The sequence below is a fragment of the Rhizobium sp. FG113 genome, from assembly GCF_057809895.1.
The window spans coordinates 46331-64361 of the sequence record NZ_JBMDKV010000009.1; the positions used below are offsets into that span (position 1 = coordinate 46331).

The window sequence follows — 18031 nt, forward strand, 5'->3', positions numbered from 1 at the left end:
TCTGCTTTTTGTGCCATCAGTTGACTGAAGTTTTGACTCTGATAGGCATCGCGAATGAAGAGATTTATACAGCTTGTGCTTCTGCTGTTGCTTTCATGGCATCCTGTGGCAGCAGATCCCCTCTATGGGCGGGAAAACCTGGCCGCTTTTTACACCGCACTGGTGAAAGCGCGGGCCGATGGCACGCCCATCCGTATCCATGTCGTTGGCGACAGCAAGGTAGAGGGGTATGGCGTTTCGCCAGGTTATCGCATTGACCAACTTATAGCGGAAGGGGCTCGCGGGTATCCTGTTGTTGTGACGTATGAGGGGTGGTCTGGGCAGAACTCATTCATATGGGCACACTCGAAAGCGACTGAGTTCATAACCCAAAAGCCATCAACAAACCTTCTGATCGTGGACTTCGGGACGAACGAAAGGATATTGCAGGCTGAAGGTGGGCGCCAGACCACGGAGCAGACAATAGCGAACCATATGGCCGCTATTGCTGCAATTCGCGCCGTGCGCGGCTCCTCCGACATGTCGATCCTCTTGATGGGGCAGACGCCGGCCAATAATTGGAATCCAGATTACGACCAGACTCTGGCTCGGATGACCGAGATCAATGGGGCTCTCAAAAAAGTCGCGCAGCAAACCAACAGCGGATTCTTCGATCCGCTTGAGTTATTTCAGCGCGCTCACGCGGAAGCAGGATGGATGGATCAACTCCCAACGCCGGAGTTCGGGGATGGCAACGCCCACCCGGGCAATGCGATGAATATGGTGATGATCGGAGAGCTAGCGAATAGGCTGTTTCCGATGCCGTACCCCGTGAAGGCGAAGCCATCCTCATGTTGGTTGTTTTGCGGTTCTAAACCGTAGAAATTGATGAGCCTTTCCAATGAAAGGCATCTCGATCCGCCGATATGTCCAGTCTGAGATAGCTAAGACGACAGCGGTGTAGACGACAAATTCTGAGAAGTTCATCGGCCGATCGGCAACCGAGATGAAAATGTCCAAAACCAACGAGTGGACGAGGTAGACGGAATAGGAAATTCGCCCCACCCAAGCAACGATTGGCAATCTGACGCGGGGCGGGCTTGCGGTTGTTCCCAAAATGAAAATTGCCGTGCCGATTGCCGCGACGAGGCTCTGGATGTGCCACTCTAAATTTCTGTCTCCAGGATAGTGCTTCGCTATCATCGCCAAGATCAGAAACACGCCGAAAATATAGCTGGATCGGTCCGCAAAGATGGAAGGGATCTTTTTGAAGGAAATCACAGCGGCCGCCGCAGCCCCAATAAGGAAGTGATCATAGTAGATCCACGCTGCATCCGCGCCGCCTGTGGCCTTATAGGCAACGCAGAGACCACCAAGGAAAACAAAGCCAGCAAAAAGGTTTCGCAGCGGAGGCCCGGGTAGAAACGATAGGGCCATCAAGACCAGCGGGAACGAGACGTAAAACCAAAATTCGACGTAAAGCGTCCAAAGGACGCCGGTGCTATAACCTATCCACTCGCCCGGGAACCCAGAAAAGGTGAACATCGCCCACGCTGATTTCTGAAAGAGGTGAAAGCTTCTCTGGTCTGCAAGGGCGAGAAAAGCCCCTACCGCGCAAATATGAAGCGCGTACAACGGATAAATTCTGACGATTCTGCGCAGCATGAAAACGGCGATGTTTTGAACCGTCATCATCCCATCGCGTAGCAAGATCGATGCGATTAGGAACCCGCTGAGAACAAAGAAAACACTGACACCAACCGCTCCACCTCGAGCTATGAAGCCATAGGCGTGGCCGGCAACAACGGCTGCGACGGCTAAAGCGCGCATCCAATCGAGCGTATCAATACGGTTGTTCTGCATTGCCCCTCCGGCGAACTAGTCGGAGCGATACACCACAACCTGCACGGTCTCAACCTTCCGCCGAGCCGGCCCATCGCTTTCCACTGAGATCGCGCTTCCCACACCCAACCATCAGGACATCCAACGATGCCGAAAATCGTCGCCAACTGGCGCACGGTCATCCGGAAGTCGTTGTCATTCTGGGGAAACATCCTCATCGCCGTCGCCATGGGCGTGGCGGGAGGCTTCTCCATGGATGGCACCTTCTACTGGTCGATGGCCGCAGCAAACTTCGCGGTGGCAATCCTCCGCCTCGTTTTCCAAGGAGGCTTAAGTGCCGATCAATAAAATCAAGGCGAGCGCCCGCGGAAAGCAGGCTATCGCCGCTGCTGTGCTGGCCGCCATGCTTGCGGGCGGCGGGGCGTTTTTCACCGAACCCACCGCGCCAGTGGCGGCGGTGGTTCTCGCGACCGACAGCCTGATCAAGCCATGGGAAGGCCTGGTGCTCAAGTCGCACTGGGATCCGTACGCGAAGATCTGGGATATCTGCTACGGCGAGACCCGCATCAACGGCAAGCCGGTTACGGCCGGCATGTCGTTCACCAAGGCGCAGTGCGACGAGATCCTCGAAAAGCGCGTGTACAACGACTACTACCTGCCGCTGACGCAGTCGATCAAGGGCTTCAAGTCCTTCCCGACGAGCGTGCAGGCCGTGCAGATCTCCGGCGCTTACAACTTCGGTGTTGGTGGCATGACTGGCTCCACAGCTGCTAGGCTGGCGACGCAGGGCCGCTACCGGGAAGCGTGCGAAGCGCAGACCGCATGGAACCGCGCAGGCGGCCAAGTAGTGCAGGGGCTCGTCAAGCGCCGCGAAATGGGAGACGCCCAGCGCATCGGCGAGGCCGAGCTTTGCGTCTCCGGCCTGTCTGCCGACGGCAAAGGCGCGGCCACGGGAGGTGGCGCATGATCGCACTGCTCACCAGCAAAGTCGGTGGCTACCTCATCGGCGCCATCGCGATCGGTCTTCTCGTGTGGTGGGGCTACAGCTCCATCTACAATGCGGGCTACGAGGCCGCGACCGCCGTCAAGAATGCGGAGATCATCGAGCTCAAGGCAGCGGCCACTGAGGCGCGCGACAAGGAGGCCAACCGTCAGGTTGCCGCCAACAACGCAGCTAAGGCTCGCGAGGCGGAGCGCATCGCCCAAATCCAGGCCGAGAACGATTCCCTCGAAGACAAAATCAAGGAGCTACAGCGTGAAGCTAGCGAAGATCCTGATGCTGGCCGCGTTGTGCTTGGCGCTCCCAGCGTGCAGCGTATCAACAAGGTCAGATAAGATCGCCGTTGTCCCGCCTCTGCCGGTGCTGACGAAGCCGGACGCAGCATTGACGGCGAAGTGCAAGGGGCCGGTGGATCTCGGTGACAAGCCGCTCTCGCAGGCGCAGCTCGAGCAGCTGTGGATCACCGATCGCGAGCGGCTGCTGTCGTGCGCTCGGCGCCATTTAGCGCTGCGCGACTACTACGCCGACCGCGACCAGCTGCTTTCGGAACTGCCGGGCGTTCAGGTAGCACCGCGGAAGGTGACGAAATGACACCAGAGGATCTGATGAAGATCGTTGTCTTCTTTCTGACCGTCGCTGGCGCTGGCTGGGGCATCTGGTGGAAGATCGACGGCAAACTCACCGCGGCCCGTACTGAGGCCGCTGCGCAGGCGGCCACGGCCACGGCGCTTGCATCGCTGGCGCGCGAAGAGCTTGCAGCACAAAAGCTTTATGTCGCGGAACATTACGTCACCAAGCAGGGGCTTCAGGAACAGACCGGGCAAATTATGCGCGCCATCGAGAGCGTGGGCAACCGCATCGACTCCATGAGCGACCGGCTCGATCGCGCCTTCGAAAGTCAGTCACGGCGCCCCGCCGCTCGCTCGTAAGACCAAATTGGAGAACAAAACATGGCAACTCAGCTTCTGGCCGTTGGCTCGACGGCTGCCGATTCCGCCGACTTGGTTGTGGCATCGGGATCTTCGGTGACTGTGGGCATCAAAGGAATGGTCGACGCGCTACCCCGCGTCCGCATCACCCTGAAAGACGACGCGAACGGATACACCACCGTTGGCGACCTGACGTCGTTCCGACCGGCAATCTGCATTACGGCGCCTGGTACCTACCGCTTCACTCGTGAGGCTGGCGGCACATGCGGGGTGTTCAGTGCTTAGGCTACTACTCAGCCCGCTCTTCACACCGCTGATGACGCACGCACTCACCGCCCGGGTACAGGGCGGTGGGGCGTCTTGGTACAGCTCCGCTGCCTATATGGCTACAGACAATGCCGATGGCGTTGCTAAAGTGCCTTCTTTTATCGCGGACCTGCGTGGAGGCCGCTACGCCAAAACATCGGGCGGCGTTCTGGCACCGGCTGTCTTTTCCGATATCTTCACCTTCACGCGCGCCAGCGCGGCAACGTACGTCGGGTCCGATGGCCTGATCAAGAATGCGGCAATCGACGAGCCAAGGTTTGACTTTACCAACGGCGTTTCGCAGTTTTTGCTCGAAACGGCGGCGACAAACATATGGCTGAATTCGGCCACTGGCGTGACGCAGAGCTTCACCGTTACGGCGCAGCCTTACGCGCTGTCCTTTTACGGTACTGGCAGCATAACGCTTTCTGGTGCTGCGGTGGCCAGCGTGCCATCATCGGGCGGTCGCACGACATACACGTTCACGCCGACAGCCGGTAGCTTGACGGCAACAGTCTCCGGCTCGGTGATGCAAGTGCAGCTTGAAGCGGCGCCTATGCCGTCCTCGTACATCCAAACAGCAGGGTCTGCTGCCACACGCGCCCAAGATAGTGCACGTCTCTCGCCTGCAGTAGAAGCAGCCCTGACAGCTTCCGGCGGCTATCTGTTACAGATCGGCAGACTGACAGGGGTTTCGAATTCGAATATCATAACGTCCAACGGCCTTACGTTGTTGAGAACTCAATCGACAGCGGCAGATCGTCCTTGGATGGAGCCGAACCCAGAAGTGGGGACTACCGCCGTTACTTCGCCCTTAGGAGTGGCAATGACTGGCGGCCCGGCAGCACGAAGAGCATCCAGCAACGGCTCAGTAGTGGTTGGCAATACGTCCGCATGGCCCACGGCCGCGCCGATGGTCGTTGGACCGTCCAACGGCTGGTACAATCAGTTTGTCATTTGGCCCTTCCGTTTGTCTGACGCATCTCTAGCGCAAAAGGCAGCCGTCTATGTCTGACTACATCACAGTCTATCTGCGATTTAACGATGCGGCGGAAGCGCTGGCTGTGGCGAAAGCATTGAGGTTTTCGGGCGATGAAGCAACCGATCTCCCCTCGGATGGTTATTGGACCGCCAGAGACGGAAACGCCTACTATTATGCTTTGGACGTAGTGTTCGGCACCGGTGCGATCTACGACGCTGTGGGGGGTGCACTGCCGGGCTACCATATAAACGGCAGGTGGCGGGGGCCATTAGACCTGATGCCCGAATTCGGCGCGGCAATCATTGAGCCCAGCAATCCAGCCTGTGTGTTTGCCTAGGCCGCACCTCCCCATCATCATGTGGTGGTGGCTAGCCGCAAGTAGATTTCACTAGACAAGCCGCCTCTCCTTAACCGGGGAGGCGGCTTTTTCCGTTTAGGCTCACAGCTATCGCCGCCGCCTCGCGCTGCGCATGGCCCTTGTGCGGGTAGTGCTCATAGCACCACCATCGCGTCTCAACGTATCGGCCGGTCGAGAAGCCGTGACCGCCCCACTTGTTGCAGCCGCCAACCGAGCACAGATGGACCTGCGGGCCGGACATGTTCTGCATTGGCCTATCGAGATCGCTCATTCGACTAGCTCCAATTCGGCGGGGAGGGACTTCCAGCCCTTGGCGGTCGCGCGGTATTCGGCTTTCTTCTTTGCCAGCTTGCGGGCCTCTCCGACGCCGGTGGCCCAGACGGTCACGCGGAAGGTGGCCGCCTGAAAGACAAAGCGGCGCAGGTGCTTCTTGCAGCCAGCCGTATAGCCGGCGCGAAATGCCAGCTTAGCGACGCGGAGATCCATGCCTTCCTGCTTTATGGTATCCCACCACTCGTCAAATGGGTCGCGCTGCTGTGGCTTTGGGCGATCGAGCATCTTTTGCTCCGTAAGTTTGTTCTATTTTCGTTCTAACATCGTTGGCGGCGATGAGTCTAGCTCCCGCTCTCTCCATCTTGACAAATTTGTTACTATAGCATAGGGTAACCGAAGCTGAAACACTGCGCCACCAACGCATCAGCTCCACAATTCCTCACCACCACAGCAGAGGAGACCCTATGAGACACTTTTACAGATATGCCGGGATTGCGGTCGTCGCATTTGCAGTCCTGATCTTCGGCGGCGTCGCGATTGCTACGCCATCCGATCCCGCACCAGCCGCGATCCAGGCGACGCTCGTCACCGACGCATCCGTCGTCTATGTCGATACCGATCGAGGCCACGGCTCCGGCGTCCACATCGGCGATGGCTATATCCTCACCGCCGGGCATGTCGCCGACAACGCGAAGAATCTCCAGATCAAGATTGCCGGCGGTAAGCTACGGCCAGCTGATGTGCTCTGGATCAATAAAGAGTACGACGTCGCGCTCTTGCGCACCGATCCGAAGGGCATCGGCGCCGCCACGCTTTCCTGCCGCTACGCCCACGTCGGCGAAGACATCCGCGCGATCGGCAATCCCCTATCTCTTGAATTCGTCTCATCCTACGGCCGCATCTCGGGCGACGTCCGAAAACTCGGGCCGTGGAAGTCGGTGCTGGTCACCGATTTGACCACCGTCATGGGCGCCAGCGGAGGCCCGGTCTTTGATGAGGGGGGGGCACTGGTGGGGATTACCGTGGGTGTCGTTAGTGCGCCGATCCCGACACCGATGGGCCCGGTCTTCGCTCTTACCGGTTACGGCACGATCGTCCCATCGAAGACGGTCTGTGATCTGATGGCGAGGACGTGATGCGGGAGGTTGCGACATTTGTCTTCGTCGTCAGCGCGATACTGGCCATCTGCATGGGTGCCGGCCCGACTGATTTTCGCGGCGGAGCTATAGTGATGGCATTGATCGCGGCGACTTTTGCCGCCGTCCGAGAGGCTTTCCGCTGACCACCACGGCCGCGCGAATGCGGCCAGTCTTTTCCTGAAAATATGGGGGCACAATGCCAACAAGACCGCTTAGCGACGAGCTCGCCAAGGAGGCTGCCGACGCATACATCGCGCTCGACAACAACCAGAGTGCTGCCGCCACCCTGCTGCACCTGTCTCGCACGACTTTTCAATCTCGCCTGCGGGTGGCTGCGGAGCGCGGAATGCTTGGCACGAAGCCAGTGCTGCCTGGCTTCCGGATCAGTCAGGTCACCAGCACTCCGAAAGGCGACTTCATCCAGCAGAAGCCGGAGCGGGGAGCGGAATTCGAACTGCCGGTAGGCCACACGATCAAGGGGGTGTCCGCGCTCGTCGACGCGGATGGACGGACGATCCAGCAGTGGGTGAAGACGCGCAACGAGTACGCTCCGCAGGATGTCGCTGCGATCCTGAAGGAAGCGTTCGTCGACATCGAGCCAGCCGAACCAGTGGTGCCATCTCAGGACGTCTATGACGATCTTCTGACACTGACGCCCCTTGCTGATTTCCACATCGGGCTCTTCTCATGGGGCAAAGAGACCGGCACGAACTGGGATCTCAAGATTTCCGAGCGGGTTATCGGCGATGCCATCGAATCGCTAGTCAGCCGCACGCCGCCTAGCGCTCACGCGATCGTATTGGGTGGCGGCGACCTTCTGCACTCGGACAACAACGAGAACAAGACGGCGCGCTCTGGCAATGTCCTTCAGGTCGATGGGCGTTACCAGAAGGTGCTTATGACGGCCTGCCGTCTCGTCGTTCGCGCAATCGACGCCAACCTGCGAAGACATGGACATGTCACTGTCCGCATCCTGCCGGGCAATCACGATGAGCACGCCTCCGTAGCGGTCGCATACTTCTTGCTCGCCTGGTATCGCAATGAGCCGCGCGTGACCGTCGACGTGGATCCATCGCTGTTCTTCTGGTTCCGCTTTGGCAGCGTGTTGATCGGCGCCACCCATGGCCACACGGTCAAGCTAAAGGACATGGCCAGCATCATGGCTCACCGTCGGGCTGAGGACTGGGGCGCGACCGTTCACCGTTTCATTCACGGCTTCCATATCCACCACTCGAGCAAGTTCGCCACCGAAGGCAACGGCGTGATTTCGGAGAGCCACCAGACACCAACTCCGCAGGACGCGTGGCATTACGGGGCTGGATTCCTGTCCGGTCGATCGATGCAGTCGATCACCTACCATTCGTCCTACGGCGAGATATCCCGAGTGCGCGTGGCCATGATGGATGCCGCCAACGACAACGAGCCGATGAGGGCTGTTGCGTGACTTGCTCCGTACATGGATGCGAAAATAGTGTGGTGGCCAGAGGATGGTGCACAAAGCACTGGACGCGATGGAAGCGCCATGGAGACCCGCTAGCGGGAGGAACCCCAAAGGACGGCACCGTCAGGCGATACTTCTTCGATGTTGTTGTGCCCTTCGTCAGCGACGAGTGCCTTGTCTGGCCCTTTGGTAGGGACTCCTACGGTTACGGAAAAATCCACTTAGATGAAGGCAGCCAACTCGTACATCGGCGTGCTTGCGAAGAAGTACATGGACCACCCCCAGATGAGCCAGACATACATGCTGCACATAGTTGCGGGAACGGACATCTAGGTTGTTGCAATCCGAGGCATCTTCGCTGGGCGCACCGATCAGCCAACGAAGGAGACAAGATAGAACACGGCACAAGCAACCGAGGTTCTAGGCACGGGATGGCTGTTTTAACGGAAAATGAAGTGCTGTCGATCAGATCCATGCAGGGATTGGTTGACAGTGAGACGTTAGCTCGCCGGTTCGCTGTCTCAGCGCAGACTATCAGGGACATACACTGCAGACGCAGCTGGGCATGGTTGGATCCAGCTAACGACAACGACGCTACTTCGCAAGACGCCGCCGCTTAACCACCACCGTCGCCGGTCACCAGCCGGCGACATCCACCACCAAGAGGAGACTGAAATGGAAAGACTTCGACAGCTATTCGAGGCGAAGTTCGCAGAGGCAGGGCGGGCGGATCCTATGGATGCGCCTATGTTCATGGATGCGGTCCAAGCGGCCAGCTATCACCGCATCCGCCGCGACATCTTGCAGTGGGTTTTGGAGATGCTCCCCAGTAACGACAACCCTACGCCGGCTGACACCTTCACCACACTTCGCGCCGCGAACATTGCTCGCCAGAAGGAATGGGATGCCGGAAACCAGATCTCTCTTTCCTACCGCGGAAATGAGTTGGCCGGCGAGGTTGGCGAGGCGTGCAACGTGATCAAGAAGCTCGATCGAGAGCGCCTTGGTATCGCCGGATCGCGCGACACCGTCGAGCACCTTGCAGAAGAACTGGCCGACGCGATCATCTGCATTGATCTCATCGCGGCTGCCGAGGGTATCGATCTCGACGTAGCGGTGCGGTCGAAGTTCAATGCTACGAGTGAGAAGGTCGGGCTGCGCACCCGTTTGGTGGCGGCATGAGCAAGACACTGACAATCGAGGACGTGCAAAAGCGCGTCAACGCCATGCCTGCCGCTATGTCGCCGAAGGGATTGCGAAATCCCGATGCGGCCTTCTCCATCAGCGCTAATGCCGAGCTGTCGGCTCACCTCAGATGGGACGACAAGAAAACGGCATACGGGAGCAAGTACGAGTGGGTGAAGGGCAAGACACCCGCCGAGATCCTGCGCAAGATGGACGCCTTCATCGCCAAGCTGCCATCGCCAGAAGAAACCCGCATGAAGGAATTCATGGGCGCACTGTCTGACGTGATCGAACTCGGCCGGCAGAACGGTATCGAGGTCGATTTCGTCAATCCTCTTGTCGAGACCATGAAGCGGATTTCGTCGAACATCATCACCGATCAGCGGGAGGCAGCATGACCAAAACCCTGTACGACCCGCCAGGCGGATGGCGGCACGGCTTCCCGAAGGCCTATGAGCCAGTTGCCGGCGAGACGCTCGAAGACACGCTGATCCGCGATGGATACCCCGAAAAGGATGCCGGTCTCGGCGCTAAGCACTGCCGCTTCTGGCAGCAGAAGGAGGCCGCGTAATGGAGCTCCACCAGTTGATGGAACATGGCGAGGTGGTCACGACCACCTTCGGCCCGCTCGACAAGTATGTCCCGGCGAATGACAACCACCAGGGCGGCAGCTACATCGGGTTGCGGCGCGGTGAGCAGATGCGGAAAGCGCTCATCGCGCGAGGCGTGATCCCGCCAGAGCGCGCTGGCGACTTCATGCAAACAGCGACCGGCCGCAAGTTCTGGCCGATGGATGCGCGCGCCGACGAGGTGTTCATCGAGGACATCGCCCACGCACTCAGCATGCAATGCCGCTACGCCGGCCACTGCCTGCGTTTCTACAGCGTAGCTGAGCATTCGGTGCTGATGGCCCGCCATCTGCGGTGGGAGGGCGCTGACGTGGCGCTGTTTGCGCTTCTACATGATGCCAGCGAGGCATACCTCGTCGACGTCCCGCGACCGGTGAAGCCATACCTCACCGGCTACAAGGCTGCCGAGGCAAAGGTCATGGCAGTTGTTTGCGAACGCTTCTCGTTAGCAAAAGAGATGCCCGCCGCGGTACACGACGCGGACGAGCGCATCATCGCTGACGAGCTGGCCAATCTTGTGCCGATGGATTGGCACGCTCGGTATGCCGGCAAGGAGCTCGGCGTGCGGCTGCGCTATTGGTCCCCAGAGCAGGCCAAGGAGGAGTTTCTGGCGACGTTCGACGCTCTCATGAGTGGGCGGGCGAGGGAGGCGGCGTGATGGGGAAGGTGAAAATTACGGAGGCCATGGTCAACGCCGCCGAACGATACCTGGACGGTTTCGAAGCTCCTGCTGACTATTTCAAACTGACATCCGAGGACCAGCGAAAATTGCGGCGTGATGCTGTCCGCGGCGCCTTGATAGAGGCCGCATTGGCTGTCGAGGCGGCGTGATGGGTAAACTGACGAAAGATCAGGTCCTGATGGCCGTTAAAAAGGCGGTCAGCCCGGACTCCATCTACATCATCGACCAAGTGCAGCGACAGCACAGTGCGGCAGTTCGCAGTGGAGCAACGGGTCACGCTCCGACAAGTGCACTTGTGTTGCGTCGCTTGAAGGCTCTGGCCGCAGATGGCTTCCTGCGGCAGTCGGCAGGCACGAATGGATACTACGGCTACCGGTGGGATATCACTGACGCTGGCCGCGCAGCGTTGGCGGAGGCTGCATGATAGACCACACCAGCGAAGACCATTGCAGCCGGTGGGGCGGGATCCCGCAGGATCGGCTCACCGATTTCAACCGCCGGGCTATCGGCTTGCTCTGCCGGGGCTTCGGTCTCGGGCCTTGGAATATCCAGGTGAACTGGGATCGGGTGAAGTGGGGGAGCGAGCGCCACACGGAGTTCGTCACGTCAACGCACGGACTATCTACGTGGGATTTCAACAGGCTAACCCGCTTGGTGATCGGCGCGCATGAAGAATGCATCCGGGTTGAAATATCTCCCCGCGCATTCCGCTACCTAGCGATCGAGATGTGGCCACGCGAGGGCCGGGAGGGCTGCATGTCAAAGAGACATCCGACCATCGAGCAGGCGGTCGCAAGCTATCGAGGTGTGGCATGACTATCAGTGAGATCCTGCGAAGGCAGGCGCTAGTCGACATGCTGCGCCCAGCCACGCCATCGCCACTGCATGACTGGAATAGGGGCGGCGTGTGCAGGAAGTGCGGCACTGGCGCCTTTGACCTCGTGCGGGAGGATCCGTGCCCAAACAAGAGAAAAGAGGAAGCATGACCTACCAATACCGCATCGGAGAGCGCGTCGTTTGCGTCAATGACCGCTTCGTCCGGGTTAGCATAGATCAAGGCATCCGCGAGGGCCAGGAATACACAGTGAGATGGGCCGGCAACTACCGGCATTACATCGACGGCGATTTCTACGGGATCAAGTTGCTGGAGATCGATCGAGGGCAAGACGATGACGCCGACGGCTTCGGCTATGACGACATGCCGTTCCGCGCCGATCGGTTCAGGCCGCTGGTTGAGGGCGGCGTTGGCAAGAGGAAAAGAGTGGAGGAGTTGGTATGATCGACCTGGATAAACTGGCGCGGCAAAGCGCGGACATTCGCAACGCGGCTGATTGGGCAGATACCTTAGCGGGTAGCCTACGGAAGCTAAACAATGGACCTGCATTCGACTTTGAGCGGTTGAAGGTTCTGGAGGACGTCGACGCTGCCTTTGCCGCAATCTCTAAGCTTCTTGCAAAGGAGACCGCATGACACCGACCGACAACTGGACGCCATGGACTGTGTGCGGCCAAGATCTCACCGCCGTGCCCAACACCCGAGACGTCAGCCAGATCGCTGCGCTCGGCGCCGCCATCGGAAAGAAGGTGGCAGCCAACGACAACCTGCCGCCCGTCGTCGCCTTCACCGGCGCGGCTGGCAGCGGCAAGTCCACCGCGGCAAGCTACCTCGTCGAGAACCTGGGATACACGCGCGTTCGGTTCGCCGGGCCGCTGAAGGCTGCCATGGCGGCGATGGGCTTCAGCCACGCCGAGATCGAGGGCGAGCTGAAGGAGACGCCGAATGATCTGCTCGGCGGCAGGACGCCGCGGCACGCGATGCAGACCCTTGGCACTGAATGGGGCCGCAACTGCATCGTCGATGACTTCTGGATCCGTCTGTGGCGTCGCGAAGTCGATGCAGTGCTCGCTGCTGAGGGCCGCGTAGTAGTCGACGATTGCCGTTTCCCGAACGAGGCGCAGGCGATCCGCAAGCTGGGTGGCGACATCTTCAAGATCGTGGGTCGAGGCGGCATTGCCGGCGGGCACGTCTCCGAGCGCGGGTGTGGGGACCAGGATATCGAGATCGCGAACGACAACTCTCCGGACGCGCTATTCGGGAAGGTCGAGGAGGCGTTGCGGCGGTATGGGTGACAAAAAGGGGCGGCCCGAAAGCTGCCCCTTCCGTTACAAAACGCTATCGCGTTTTAGTGGGATCAACGAGCTTGTACGTTGATCCAGACTTCGGTGTGGGCGGCAGAGGTTCGCCGCGCACAACCGTTCTCTCTGGACCCGAACCCCCACGAGGGCCAGTTATTTCATACTGGCCTGACTTAGGGGCGATCATTCCTGGTTTTAGTCCGCTAGTTTTTGCCATCGGCAATACTACCTTTGATAGCCTTGCAGAATCAGCCTTTCGGAGCTATTATAGAGCCTCTCACAGCAATATGTAATAGCCTCGCGGCAAGGCTAAAAGCCGCACCCGAAAAGCACGCCCGATTCGCTTCAGGCGTGCTTTTTTAATGCCCGAGTCGCAGCGTTAACGCAAGGTAAATTTTGGGTGGGAATTCTAGATACGTCGGGATATACCGCTTCGCTACCCTCTGTCAACCTATCCACGTGGTTAAAATTAGAAATTTCTTCCGCCGGAACCCCACTGGTCTGAGTGACACCAAATGAAATTATTTTCCATCTATAGCCGCTCCTCGGACCCATCGATACGGCCGGCCGCAGCTGCCTCGCGTGACCCACACGTGATAGGTCTCATGTCCCATGGCGCTGCACTGCCTCGATAGAACGATGGCCGGCATGCCGCCAAACCTCACGGCTTGGCCGATGCGGAATCGCCAACCCGCCTGATACACGCGCCGTCTTCTCGTTTCACTGACGCGCTCAACTTCCCAATAATGCACTGCCGCTGACATTACACTTAACCCCGTTGCGCGGCGATCGGCGCCGTAGCCGGGAGTTGATAAACCGCCGATTAGACGGCCCGAGGCGCCTTTGGCTGCCCTGCAGGCAGGGATCGCTTGGACATAGCGCAACGCTCCCGGCCAACGTGAATTGGCCAAGGCGAGCGCTGCCGCTAAGCTGCGCACAGGTTCAGCACGCACTCTGGTGCGCGCCTATAATCGGTCAGGGTTATCAAGCCCGATACCAGTTATAGGCGATTTATCGCATCGAGCAATATGCTTAAAAATGAGGATAGACTGCAGTTGCTATTATGTGACGACTCGGTGAAATGCTGGAAATGGTGACGCGCGCGGGCGCCCATGCTAAGCAACGATTTAGCGCAGAGATTGCGAAAGCCGCTGACAGGGATTGGTTTGCATTCCAACTGTAAGTACTTGAAATTTGGTGGACGTTCTTAGAGGCAGTTAGTACAGAAATACTTGAAAACATGAGATAAGCAGCTGACTCTTAATCAGCGGGTCGTAGGTTCGAGCCCTACATCACCCACCATTCTTTCAAAGAAATCAAAGTATTGCAGATGCAACACTCGCTTCGGCGAGTGCCGCCGGGAAGGCGGGGCCTGCACTTTATCCGACGTTTTTTGATCTTCGTTCAACCGCGCGAATCACAACGGTCGCGCGATCTCTGGCGATGCTGAAAAGCACGTTCCGGACCGATTCGAATCAGGATTTTTTCGCAGTGCATGATTTGCCGGCTCAGCGATTCACTGTGCCCTCGCGAGCGCCGTCGGCGGTCGCGAAAATTCATTTTCCGAGTTTGCCGTCGTTATTTAGGCTGCGCTTCCGGCGCTCGCATCGGTCGGCTGGTCGGCGCGTCTGCGGCTGGGCAGCGACTTGATCGACAGCAGCGCGTAGATGATCAGCGGCAGGCAGATGAGGTAGGCGATACGCATGCCGGCATGGTCGGCTATGAAGCCGAGCAGCGGCGGCGCCAGGAAGAACACCACGAAGGACATCTGCGCCACGGCCGCGACGTTGACGTGGGATGGACGATCGGTGCGCTGTGCTGCTGCCGAGACACTGAGGGGGTAGACGGCGCTGCAGCCGGCGCCCATGAGGCCAAAGCCGAGCAATGCCACGAAGGGGTGCGGTGCCGCCCAGACGGCGATGACGCCGGCCGCTGCCAGCACCAGCAGAACGGTCGCCACGGCGCGTGCGCCAAAGCGATCGACCTGCGGGTCGACCAGCAGGCGGGTGGCGGCCATGAAGAAGGTGAACGAGGTGAGGCCCAGTCCGCCGATGAAGGGTTCGGAATTGAAGACGTCGCGCATGTAGATCGCCGACCAGTCGATTCCGGCGCCCTCGATCAGGAAGGCGGCGATGCCGATGCCGCAGAGCGGCAGCAGGCCCATTGTCGGCAGCGCGATCAGCGGCGCTTTCGCTTCCTCGTGATGCGTGACGCGCGCGGGCGCATTGCGCATGCCCGAGATGACCCAGGTGCCGACAATGAGCACGAAGGCGAAGGTGATGCCGAGATGGATATGCATCGGCACGCCTGCCTGGCGGATCCCCGATGCGGCGAGCGCCGTCAGGAAGAAGCCGAGGCTCCAGAAGCCGTGCGCACGGTTCATCACGCCGCGACCGAGCTGCGCCTCGATGCGGTCGATCTCGACATTGAGGTTGATTTCCAGCGAGCCGGCCAGCAGGCCCTCAAGAATGAGGATGCAGAACACCAAAGGCGCGCTTGCCATCCACGGCACCGTCGCGATCAGCGCCGATGTGCCGAGCACGGTGATGAAGGCTGTCGTGCGGGCGCCCAGGCGCTCAATGATGGGGGAGGCGAATGTGAGCGCCGTCAGCGCACCCACGGCCGCTCCGATCAGCGTCAGGCCCAGTTCCGAACGATCGACGCCGAGCGCCAGCTGCAGGTCCGGCATGCGGGCAAGCAGGGCGCCCATCGACACGGCGAAGAGGAAGAAACAGACATAGATTCGGTGCTGCGGCGCGAGCTGCATTGGTGTCTCCAGGTGGGTATGCGCAGATCGGCGCTGGCAATATCCTAGTTTGGGATTTCGCCGACACAATCAAAAATAAACATGATGCGTGTATTTTGCATGAAAACTATCGCTGTAGTTTGTAATGTTGAGGCAGCGAGTCTAATGCTGGCGCGGACGGTTTGGCGCGCTTAAAGTCCGGGCAAATGGCCCGGATCGCGCCGTCTGCCTTTCTGAAACGAAGTGAGATGTCATGAAGCTTTCTGCCTGTATCGAATGGCTTTTTGCCGATGAAGCCGAGACCTTTGCCGATCGTATCGGGCTGGCGCATCGCCATGGCGTCGAAGCCGTCGAGTTCTGGCGTTGGACCAACAAGGATGTCGGCAGCATCGAATGGGCCTTGAACGAGACCGGCATCGAGCTTGCAAGCTTCGTGGCCGAGCCGATGATCCCACTCACGGACCGCACCAACCAGGCGGCGTTTCTGGAGGGGCTGAAGCGGACGATCGAGGTCGCGCGGCGGCTTGGCGCCAGGACGTTGATCGCACAGGCGGGCGACGATCTCGCCGGCAAGACGCGCGAAGAGCAGCGGGCGGCGCTCACCGAAACGCTGAGCCGCGCCGGCGAAGTGCTGGCAGACAGCGGCGTTCGCCTCGGCGTCGAGCCTTTGAACACGCTGATCGACCATGTCGGCTATTTTCTCGGCTCCACGCGGGAAGGGCTCGATATCGTCAAGGAGACGGGCAGGGCGGAGATCGGGATCATCTACGATATCTACCACTCCGCCGTCATGGGCGAGGATACCGCCACGGTGATCAGCGGCGATATCGACAAGGTCTTCCATGTTCATATCGCCGATCATCCCGGCCGCAACGAGCCTGGCAGCGGTTCGATCGACCTGAAGGCGCGCGCCGATTGGCTCGTGGCTCAGGGCTATCGCGGCGCCCTGGGGCTGGAGTACCGGCCGACACAACCCAGCGCGCAAACGATCGAGCAGACACGGCGGCTGCTTGGCTGATCGATAGGATTGGCCGAAACTTTTTCCGTCAGCTGTTGCCGATAGGGCATTCCATTCCACGACCGGCCACCCCATTTAGCTGGCGTAGGAATGATTTTTTGTTTTGATGTTGAGAAGGCCGCGGGATCTCGCGGAGTGTAGGGCGATGCAATTCCAATCAAACCCGGCTCCACAGCCTTCAGAGCTGAGCGTTGGCCAGTGGCCGAGGCAGCGGACGGCCAGCCTCGACTGGCTGGTCAACGAGACACGCAACGAGCGCTATATCGACAATCTTCTGGTCCAGCTCTGTGACCGGCTGCGCGACGAGGGCATTCCCGTCAGCCGCGCCACGATGCACTTCAGGACGCATCATCCGCAATGGCTGGGTGCGCGCATTCTCTGGCAGACCGGGATGGCCGAGGCGAAGATCACCACCTTCGACTACGGTATCGAAAACACGCCGCAGTTTCTGCGAAGCCCGGTCAACGAGATCTTCAGCGGTGCCAGCGAGGTGCGCAAGGATATCGAGGCGCTGCGCCCCGGCGACGGGCATGCCGAATTCTATGACGATCTCAAGCGCGAGGGCGTGACCGAGTATATCGCCTGGCCGATGGAGCATACGCTCGGCAAGCGGCACATCGTGACCTTCGCCAGCGATCGTCCCGGTGGCTTCCTGGAAGAGCATGTCGATTATCTGAAGGACCTGCTGCCGGCGCTGACGCTGGTGACGGAGATCCGGCTGAAGAACATCATGGCGCGCACGCTGTTGCAGACCTATGTCGGCCCACATGCCAGCGAACAGATCCTGGCCGGAGCGACGACGCGCGGCAGCGGCGCCACGGTCGAAGCCGCGATCCTGATCTGCGATCTTCGCGATTTCACGACGATCTCGGACCACTGGCCGCGCGACGACGTGATCGAGCTCTTGAACGGCTATTTCGACGCGATGTCGGAGCCGATCGAGAAGCATGGCGGCGAAATTTTGAAATTCATGGGCGACGGCATGCTGGCGATCTTTCCGCTCAGCAACCCTGACGCCTGCGAGAACCTGTTGCAGGCGATCAAGACCGCCGAGGCGTCGATGGTCGAACTGAACGCCGAGAACAAGCGCAAGGGCCGCGAGGTTCTTCGCTATGGGATCGGCGTGCACGTCGGAGAGGTGATGTACGGGAATATCGGATCGCGCCGGCGGCTCGATTTTACCGTGATCGGTCCGGCGGTGAATGTCGCTTCGCGGCTGGAAAGCCTGACGAAGGAGATCAAGCGGCCGGTGCTTCTGTCCCGGGCATTCGTGGAGATGGCGGGCCAGGAAGACCAGATGGATAGCCTCGGCGCGTTTCCGCTTCGCGGGCTTGGCGAACCGGTCGACGTGTTTGCGTTTCCATTGAAATAGCCGATCGCTTTTGGT

Annotated in this window: 27 protein-coding genes; 23 read left to right on the top strand and 4 right to left on the bottom strand. The window is 59.6% G+C overall.

The annotated features are described in order from the left end of the window. Positions 1-54 precede the first annotated feature (54 nt). Entirely contained in the window at positions 55-861 is an 807-nt protein-coding gene (locus tag ACODTZ_RS20230) for an SGNH/GDSL hydrolase family protein (RefSeq protein ID WP_489027564.1), read from the top strand. On the opposite strand, the gene ACODTZ_RS20235 is transcribed toward ACODTZ_RS20230, so the two are convergent. Then, entirely contained in the window at positions 829-1842 is a 1014-nt protein-coding gene (locus tag ACODTZ_RS20235) for an acyltransferase family protein (protein WP_489027566.1), read from the bottom strand. The genes ACODTZ_RS20230 and ACODTZ_RS20235 overlap by 33 nt on opposite strands. A 126-nt stretch (positions 1843-1968) precedes the next feature. On the opposite strand from ACODTZ_RS20235, the gene ACODTZ_RS20240 reads away from it, so the two are divergent. The 8 genes from ACODTZ_RS20240 (at position 1969) to ACODTZ_RS20275 (ending at position 5375) form a co-directional block, all read left to right on the top strand. After that, a complete protein-coding gene (locus ACODTZ_RS20240; protein ID WP_489027568.1) occupies positions 1969-2169 on the top strand; it encodes a hypothetical protein in 201 nt (66 codons plus the stop codon). Further along, positions 2156-2788, top strand: a complete 633-nt coding sequence (locus ACODTZ_RS20245) for a lysozyme (protein ID WP_489027570.1) — start codon at positions 2156-2158, stop codon at positions 2786-2788. Before ACODTZ_RS20240 ends, ACODTZ_RS20245 begins: the two co-directional genes overlap by 14 nt. Next, entirely contained in the window at positions 2785-3156 is a 372-nt protein-coding gene (locus ACODTZ_RS20250; RefSeq protein ID WP_489027572.1) for a hypothetical protein, read from the top strand. Before ACODTZ_RS20245 ends, ACODTZ_RS20250 begins: the two co-directional genes overlap by 4 nt. Before the next feature lie 49 nt (positions 3157-3205). Beyond that, a complete protein-coding gene (locus ACODTZ_RS20255) occupies positions 3206-3412 on the top strand; it encodes an anaerobic dehydrogenase (RefSeq protein WP_489027574.1) in 207 nt (68 codons plus the stop codon). After that, positions 3409-3750: a hypothetical protein gene (locus ACODTZ_RS20260; protein WP_489027576.1), complete on the top strand. Its 342-nt coding sequence runs from the start codon at positions 3409-3411 to the stop codon at positions 3748-3750. The genes ACODTZ_RS20255 and ACODTZ_RS20260 overlap by 4 nt, the downstream gene beginning before the upstream one ends. A 21-nt stretch (positions 3751-3771) precedes the next feature. Continuing rightward, positions 3772-4035, top strand: coding sequence for a hypothetical protein (locus ACODTZ_RS20265; RefSeq protein ID WP_489027578.1), 264 nt, complete (start codon positions 3772-3774; stop codon positions 4033-4035). 97 nt (positions 4036-4132) lie between these two features. Next, a complete protein-coding gene (locus ACODTZ_RS20270; protein WP_489027580.1) occupies positions 4133-5071 on the top strand; it encodes a hypothetical protein in 939 nt (312 codons plus the stop codon). Next, positions 5064-5375, top strand: coding sequence for a hypothetical protein (locus ACODTZ_RS20275; RefSeq protein ID WP_489027582.1), 312 nt, complete (start codon positions 5064-5066; stop codon positions 5373-5375). The genes ACODTZ_RS20270 and ACODTZ_RS20275 overlap by 8 nt, the downstream gene beginning before the upstream one ends. Positions 5376-5445: 70 nt before the next feature. Here the strand turns inward: ACODTZ_RS20275 and ACODTZ_RS20280 are convergent, their stop codons facing one another. Together ACODTZ_RS20280 and ACODTZ_RS20285 are read right to left on the bottom strand one after the other, a co-directional pair. Next, positions 5446-5667: a hypothetical protein gene (locus ACODTZ_RS20280; protein ID WP_489027584.1), complete on the bottom strand. Its 222-nt coding sequence runs from the start codon at positions 5665-5667 to the stop codon at positions 5446-5448. Further along, a complete protein-coding gene (locus ACODTZ_RS20285; protein WP_489027586.1) occupies positions 5664-5954 on the bottom strand; it encodes a hypothetical protein in 291 nt (96 codons plus the stop codon). Before ACODTZ_RS20285 ends, ACODTZ_RS20280 begins: the two co-directional genes overlap by 4 nt. 179 nt (positions 5955-6133) lie before the next feature. On the opposite strand from ACODTZ_RS20285, the gene ACODTZ_RS20290 reads away from it, so the two are divergent. The 12 genes from ACODTZ_RS20290 to ACODTZ_RS20345 all read left to right on the top strand — a co-directional run bounded on the left by ACODTZ_RS20290 (position 6134) and on the right by ACODTZ_RS20345 (position 12874). Beyond that, positions 6134-6805, top strand: coding sequence for a trypsin-like peptidase domain-containing protein (locus ACODTZ_RS20290; RefSeq protein ID WP_489027588.1), 672 nt, complete (start codon positions 6134-6136; stop codon positions 6803-6805). 199 nt (positions 6806-7004) lie between these two features. Then, on the top strand, positions 7005-8252 hold the full coding sequence (locus tag ACODTZ_RS20295; RefSeq protein WP_489027590.1) for a hypothetical protein: 1248 nt from the start codon (positions 7005-7007) through the stop codon (positions 8250-8252). A 744-nt stretch (positions 8253-8996) separates the two neighbouring features. Next, positions 8997-9431, top strand: coding sequence for a MazG-like family protein (locus ACODTZ_RS20300; RefSeq protein ID WP_489027592.1), 435 nt, complete (start codon positions 8997-8999; stop codon positions 9429-9431). Next, positions 9428-9832 (top strand): hypothetical protein, encoded by a 405-nt coding sequence (locus ACODTZ_RS20305; protein ID WP_489027594.1) that lies wholly within the window; start codon positions 9428-9430, stop codon positions 9830-9832. The genes ACODTZ_RS20300 and ACODTZ_RS20305 overlap by 4 nt, the downstream gene beginning before the upstream one ends. Next, the gene (locus ACODTZ_RS20310; protein WP_489027596.1) at positions 9829-10005 is read left to right on the top strand and encodes a hypothetical protein; all 177 of its coding nucleotides are present in this window, start codon (positions 9829-9831) and stop codon (positions 10003-10005) included. Before ACODTZ_RS20305 ends, ACODTZ_RS20310 begins: the two co-directional genes overlap by 4 nt. Then, a complete protein-coding gene (locus ACODTZ_RS20315; RefSeq protein ID WP_489027598.1) occupies positions 10005-10721 on the top strand; it encodes a hypothetical protein in 717 nt (238 codons plus the stop codon). Before ACODTZ_RS20310 ends, ACODTZ_RS20315 begins: the two co-directional genes overlap by 1 nt. Further along, complete coding sequence (locus ACODTZ_RS20320) at positions 10721-10894, top strand: hypothetical protein (protein WP_489027600.1); 174 nt, start codon at positions 10721-10723, stop codon at positions 10892-10894. Before ACODTZ_RS20315 ends, ACODTZ_RS20320 begins: the two co-directional genes overlap by 1 nt. Next, positions 10894-11169, top strand: coding sequence for a hypothetical protein (locus ACODTZ_RS20325; protein ID WP_489027601.1), 276 nt, complete (start codon positions 10894-10896; stop codon positions 11167-11169). Before ACODTZ_RS20320 ends, ACODTZ_RS20325 begins: the two co-directional genes overlap by 1 nt. Then, positions 11166-11561, top strand: coding sequence for a hypothetical protein (locus ACODTZ_RS20330; protein WP_489027602.1), 396 nt, complete (start codon positions 11166-11168; stop codon positions 11559-11561). Before ACODTZ_RS20325 ends, ACODTZ_RS20330 begins: the two co-directional genes overlap by 4 nt. Before the next feature lie 166 nt (positions 11562-11727). After that, positions 11728-12024 (top strand): CAP-Gly domain protein, encoded by a 297-nt coding sequence (locus ACODTZ_RS20335; RefSeq protein ID WP_489027604.1) that lies wholly within the window; start codon positions 11728-11730, stop codon positions 12022-12024. Continuing rightward, positions 12021-12215, top strand: coding sequence for a hypothetical protein (locus tag ACODTZ_RS20340; RefSeq protein ID WP_489027606.1), 195 nt, complete (start codon positions 12021-12023; stop codon positions 12213-12215). Before ACODTZ_RS20335 ends, ACODTZ_RS20340 begins: the two co-directional genes overlap by 4 nt. Next, entirely contained in the window at positions 12212-12874 is a 663-nt protein-coding gene (locus ACODTZ_RS20345; protein WP_489027608.1) for a deoxynucleotide monophosphate kinase family protein, read from the top strand. Before ACODTZ_RS20340 ends, ACODTZ_RS20345 begins: the two co-directional genes overlap by 4 nt. Positions 12875-14462: 1588 nt before the next feature. Here ACODTZ_RS20345 and ACODTZ_RS20350 read toward each other — a convergent pair. Further along, positions 14463-15647 (bottom strand): MFS transporter, encoded by a 1185-nt coding sequence (locus ACODTZ_RS20350; protein WP_489027611.1) that lies wholly within the window; start codon positions 15645-15647, stop codon positions 14463-14465. Positions 15648-15879: 232 nt separating this feature from the next. Between ACODTZ_RS20350 and ACODTZ_RS20355 the strand changes: the two genes are divergently transcribed. Beyond that, positions 15880-16644 carry a TIM barrel protein gene (locus ACODTZ_RS20355; RefSeq protein ID WP_489027612.1) on the top strand — a complete coding sequence of 255 codons (765 nt, stop codon included), beginning with the start codon at positions 15880-15882 and terminating at the stop codon, positions 16642-16644. Between the two features lie 145 nt (positions 16645-16789). After that, entirely contained in the window at positions 16790-18016 is a 1227-nt protein-coding gene (locus tag ACODTZ_RS20360; protein ID WP_489027614.1) for an adenylate/guanylate cyclase domain-containing protein, read from the top strand. Positions 18017-18031: the final 15 nt, after the last annotated feature.

Excerpts from the sequence above, each read along its gene's own strand:
- ACODTZ_RS20250 (WP_489027572.1), top strand. The coding sequence starts at position 2,785 with ATGATCGCACTGCTCACCAGCAAAGTCGGTGGCTACCTCATCGGCGCC.
- ACODTZ_RS20340 (WP_489027606.1), top strand. The coding sequence starts at position 12,021 with ATGATCGACCTGGATAAACTGGCGCGGCAAAGCGCGGACATTCGCAAC.
- ACODTZ_RS20325 (WP_489027601.1), top strand. The coding sequence starts at position 10,894 with ATGGGTAAACTGACGAAAGATCAGGTCCTGATGGCCGTTAAAAAGGCG.
- ACODTZ_RS20335 (WP_489027604.1), top strand. The coding sequence starts at position 11,728 with ATGACCTACCAATACCGCATCGGAGAGCGCGTCGTTTGCGTCAATGAC.
- ACODTZ_RS20235 (WP_489027566.1), bottom strand. The coding sequence starts at position 1,842 with ATGCAGAACAACCGTATTGATACGCTCGATTGGATGCGCGCTTTAGCC.
- ACODTZ_RS20230 (WP_489027564.1), top strand. The coding sequence starts at position 55 with ATGAAGAGATTTATACAGCTTGTGCTTCTGCTGTTGCTTTCATGGCAT.
- ACODTZ_RS20355 (WP_489027612.1), top strand. The coding sequence starts at position 15,880 with ATGAAGCTTTCTGCCTGTATCGAATGGCTTTTTGCCGATGAAGCCGAG.
- ACODTZ_RS20290 (WP_489027588.1), top strand. The coding sequence starts at position 6,134 with ATGAGACACTTTTACAGATATGCCGGGATTGCGGTCGTCGCATTTGCA.
- ACODTZ_RS20320 (WP_489027600.1), top strand. The coding sequence starts at position 10,721 with ATGGGGAAGGTGAAAATTACGGAGGCCATGGTCAACGCCGCCGAACGA.
- ACODTZ_RS20350 (WP_489027611.1), bottom strand. The coding sequence starts at position 15,647 with ATGCAGCTCGCGCCGCAGCACCGAATCTATGTCTGTTTCTTCCTCTTC.
- ACODTZ_RS20330 (WP_489027602.1), top strand. The coding sequence starts at position 11,166 with ATGATAGACCACACCAGCGAAGACCATTGCAGCCGGTGGGGCGGGATC.
- ACODTZ_RS20310 (WP_489027596.1), top strand. The coding sequence starts at position 9,829 with ATGACCAAAACCCTGTACGACCCGCCAGGCGGATGGCGGCACGGCTTC.
- ACODTZ_RS20300 (WP_489027592.1), top strand. The coding sequence starts at position 8,997 with ATGTTCATGGATGCGGTCCAAGCGGCCAGCTATCACCGCATCCGCCGC.
- ACODTZ_RS20315 (WP_489027598.1), top strand. The coding sequence starts at position 10,005 with ATGGAGCTCCACCAGTTGATGGAACATGGCGAGGTGGTCACGACCACC.
- ACODTZ_RS20275 (WP_489027582.1), top strand. The coding sequence starts at position 5,064 with ATGTCTGACTACATCACAGTCTATCTGCGATTTAACGATGCGGCGGAA.
- ACODTZ_RS20295 (WP_489027590.1), top strand. The coding sequence starts at position 7,005 with ATGCCAACAAGACCGCTTAGCGACGAGCTCGCCAAGGAGGCTGCCGAC.
- ACODTZ_RS20260 (WP_489027576.1), top strand. The coding sequence starts at position 3,409 with ATGACACCAGAGGATCTGATGAAGATCGTTGTCTTCTTTCTGACCGTC.
- ACODTZ_RS20240 (WP_489027568.1), top strand. The coding sequence starts at position 1,969 with ATGCCGAAAATCGTCGCCAACTGGCGCACGGTCATCCGGAAGTCGTTG.
- ACODTZ_RS20305 (WP_489027594.1), top strand. The coding sequence starts at position 9,428 with ATGAGCAAGACACTGACAATCGAGGACGTGCAAAAGCGCGTCAACGCC.
- ACODTZ_RS20285 (WP_489027586.1), bottom strand. The coding sequence starts at position 5,954 with ATGCTCGATCGCCCAAAGCCACAGCAGCGCGACCCATTTGACGAGTGG.
- ACODTZ_RS20265 (WP_489027578.1), top strand. The coding sequence starts at position 3,772 with ATGGCAACTCAGCTTCTGGCCGTTGGCTCGACGGCTGCCGATTCCGCC.
- ACODTZ_RS20360 (WP_489027614.1), top strand. The coding sequence starts at position 16,790 with ATGCAATTCCAATCAAACCCGGCTCCACAGCCTTCAGAGCTGAGCGTT.
- ACODTZ_RS20345 (WP_489027608.1), top strand. The coding sequence starts at position 12,212 with ATGACACCGACCGACAACTGGACGCCATGGACTGTGTGCGGCCAAGAT.
- ACODTZ_RS20280 (WP_489027584.1), bottom strand. The coding sequence starts at position 5,667 with ATGAGCGATCTCGATAGGCCAATGCAGAACATGTCCGGCCCGCAGGTC.
- ACODTZ_RS20270 (WP_489027580.1), top strand. The coding sequence starts at position 4,133 with ATGGCTACAGACAATGCCGATGGCGTTGCTAAAGTGCCTTCTTTTATC.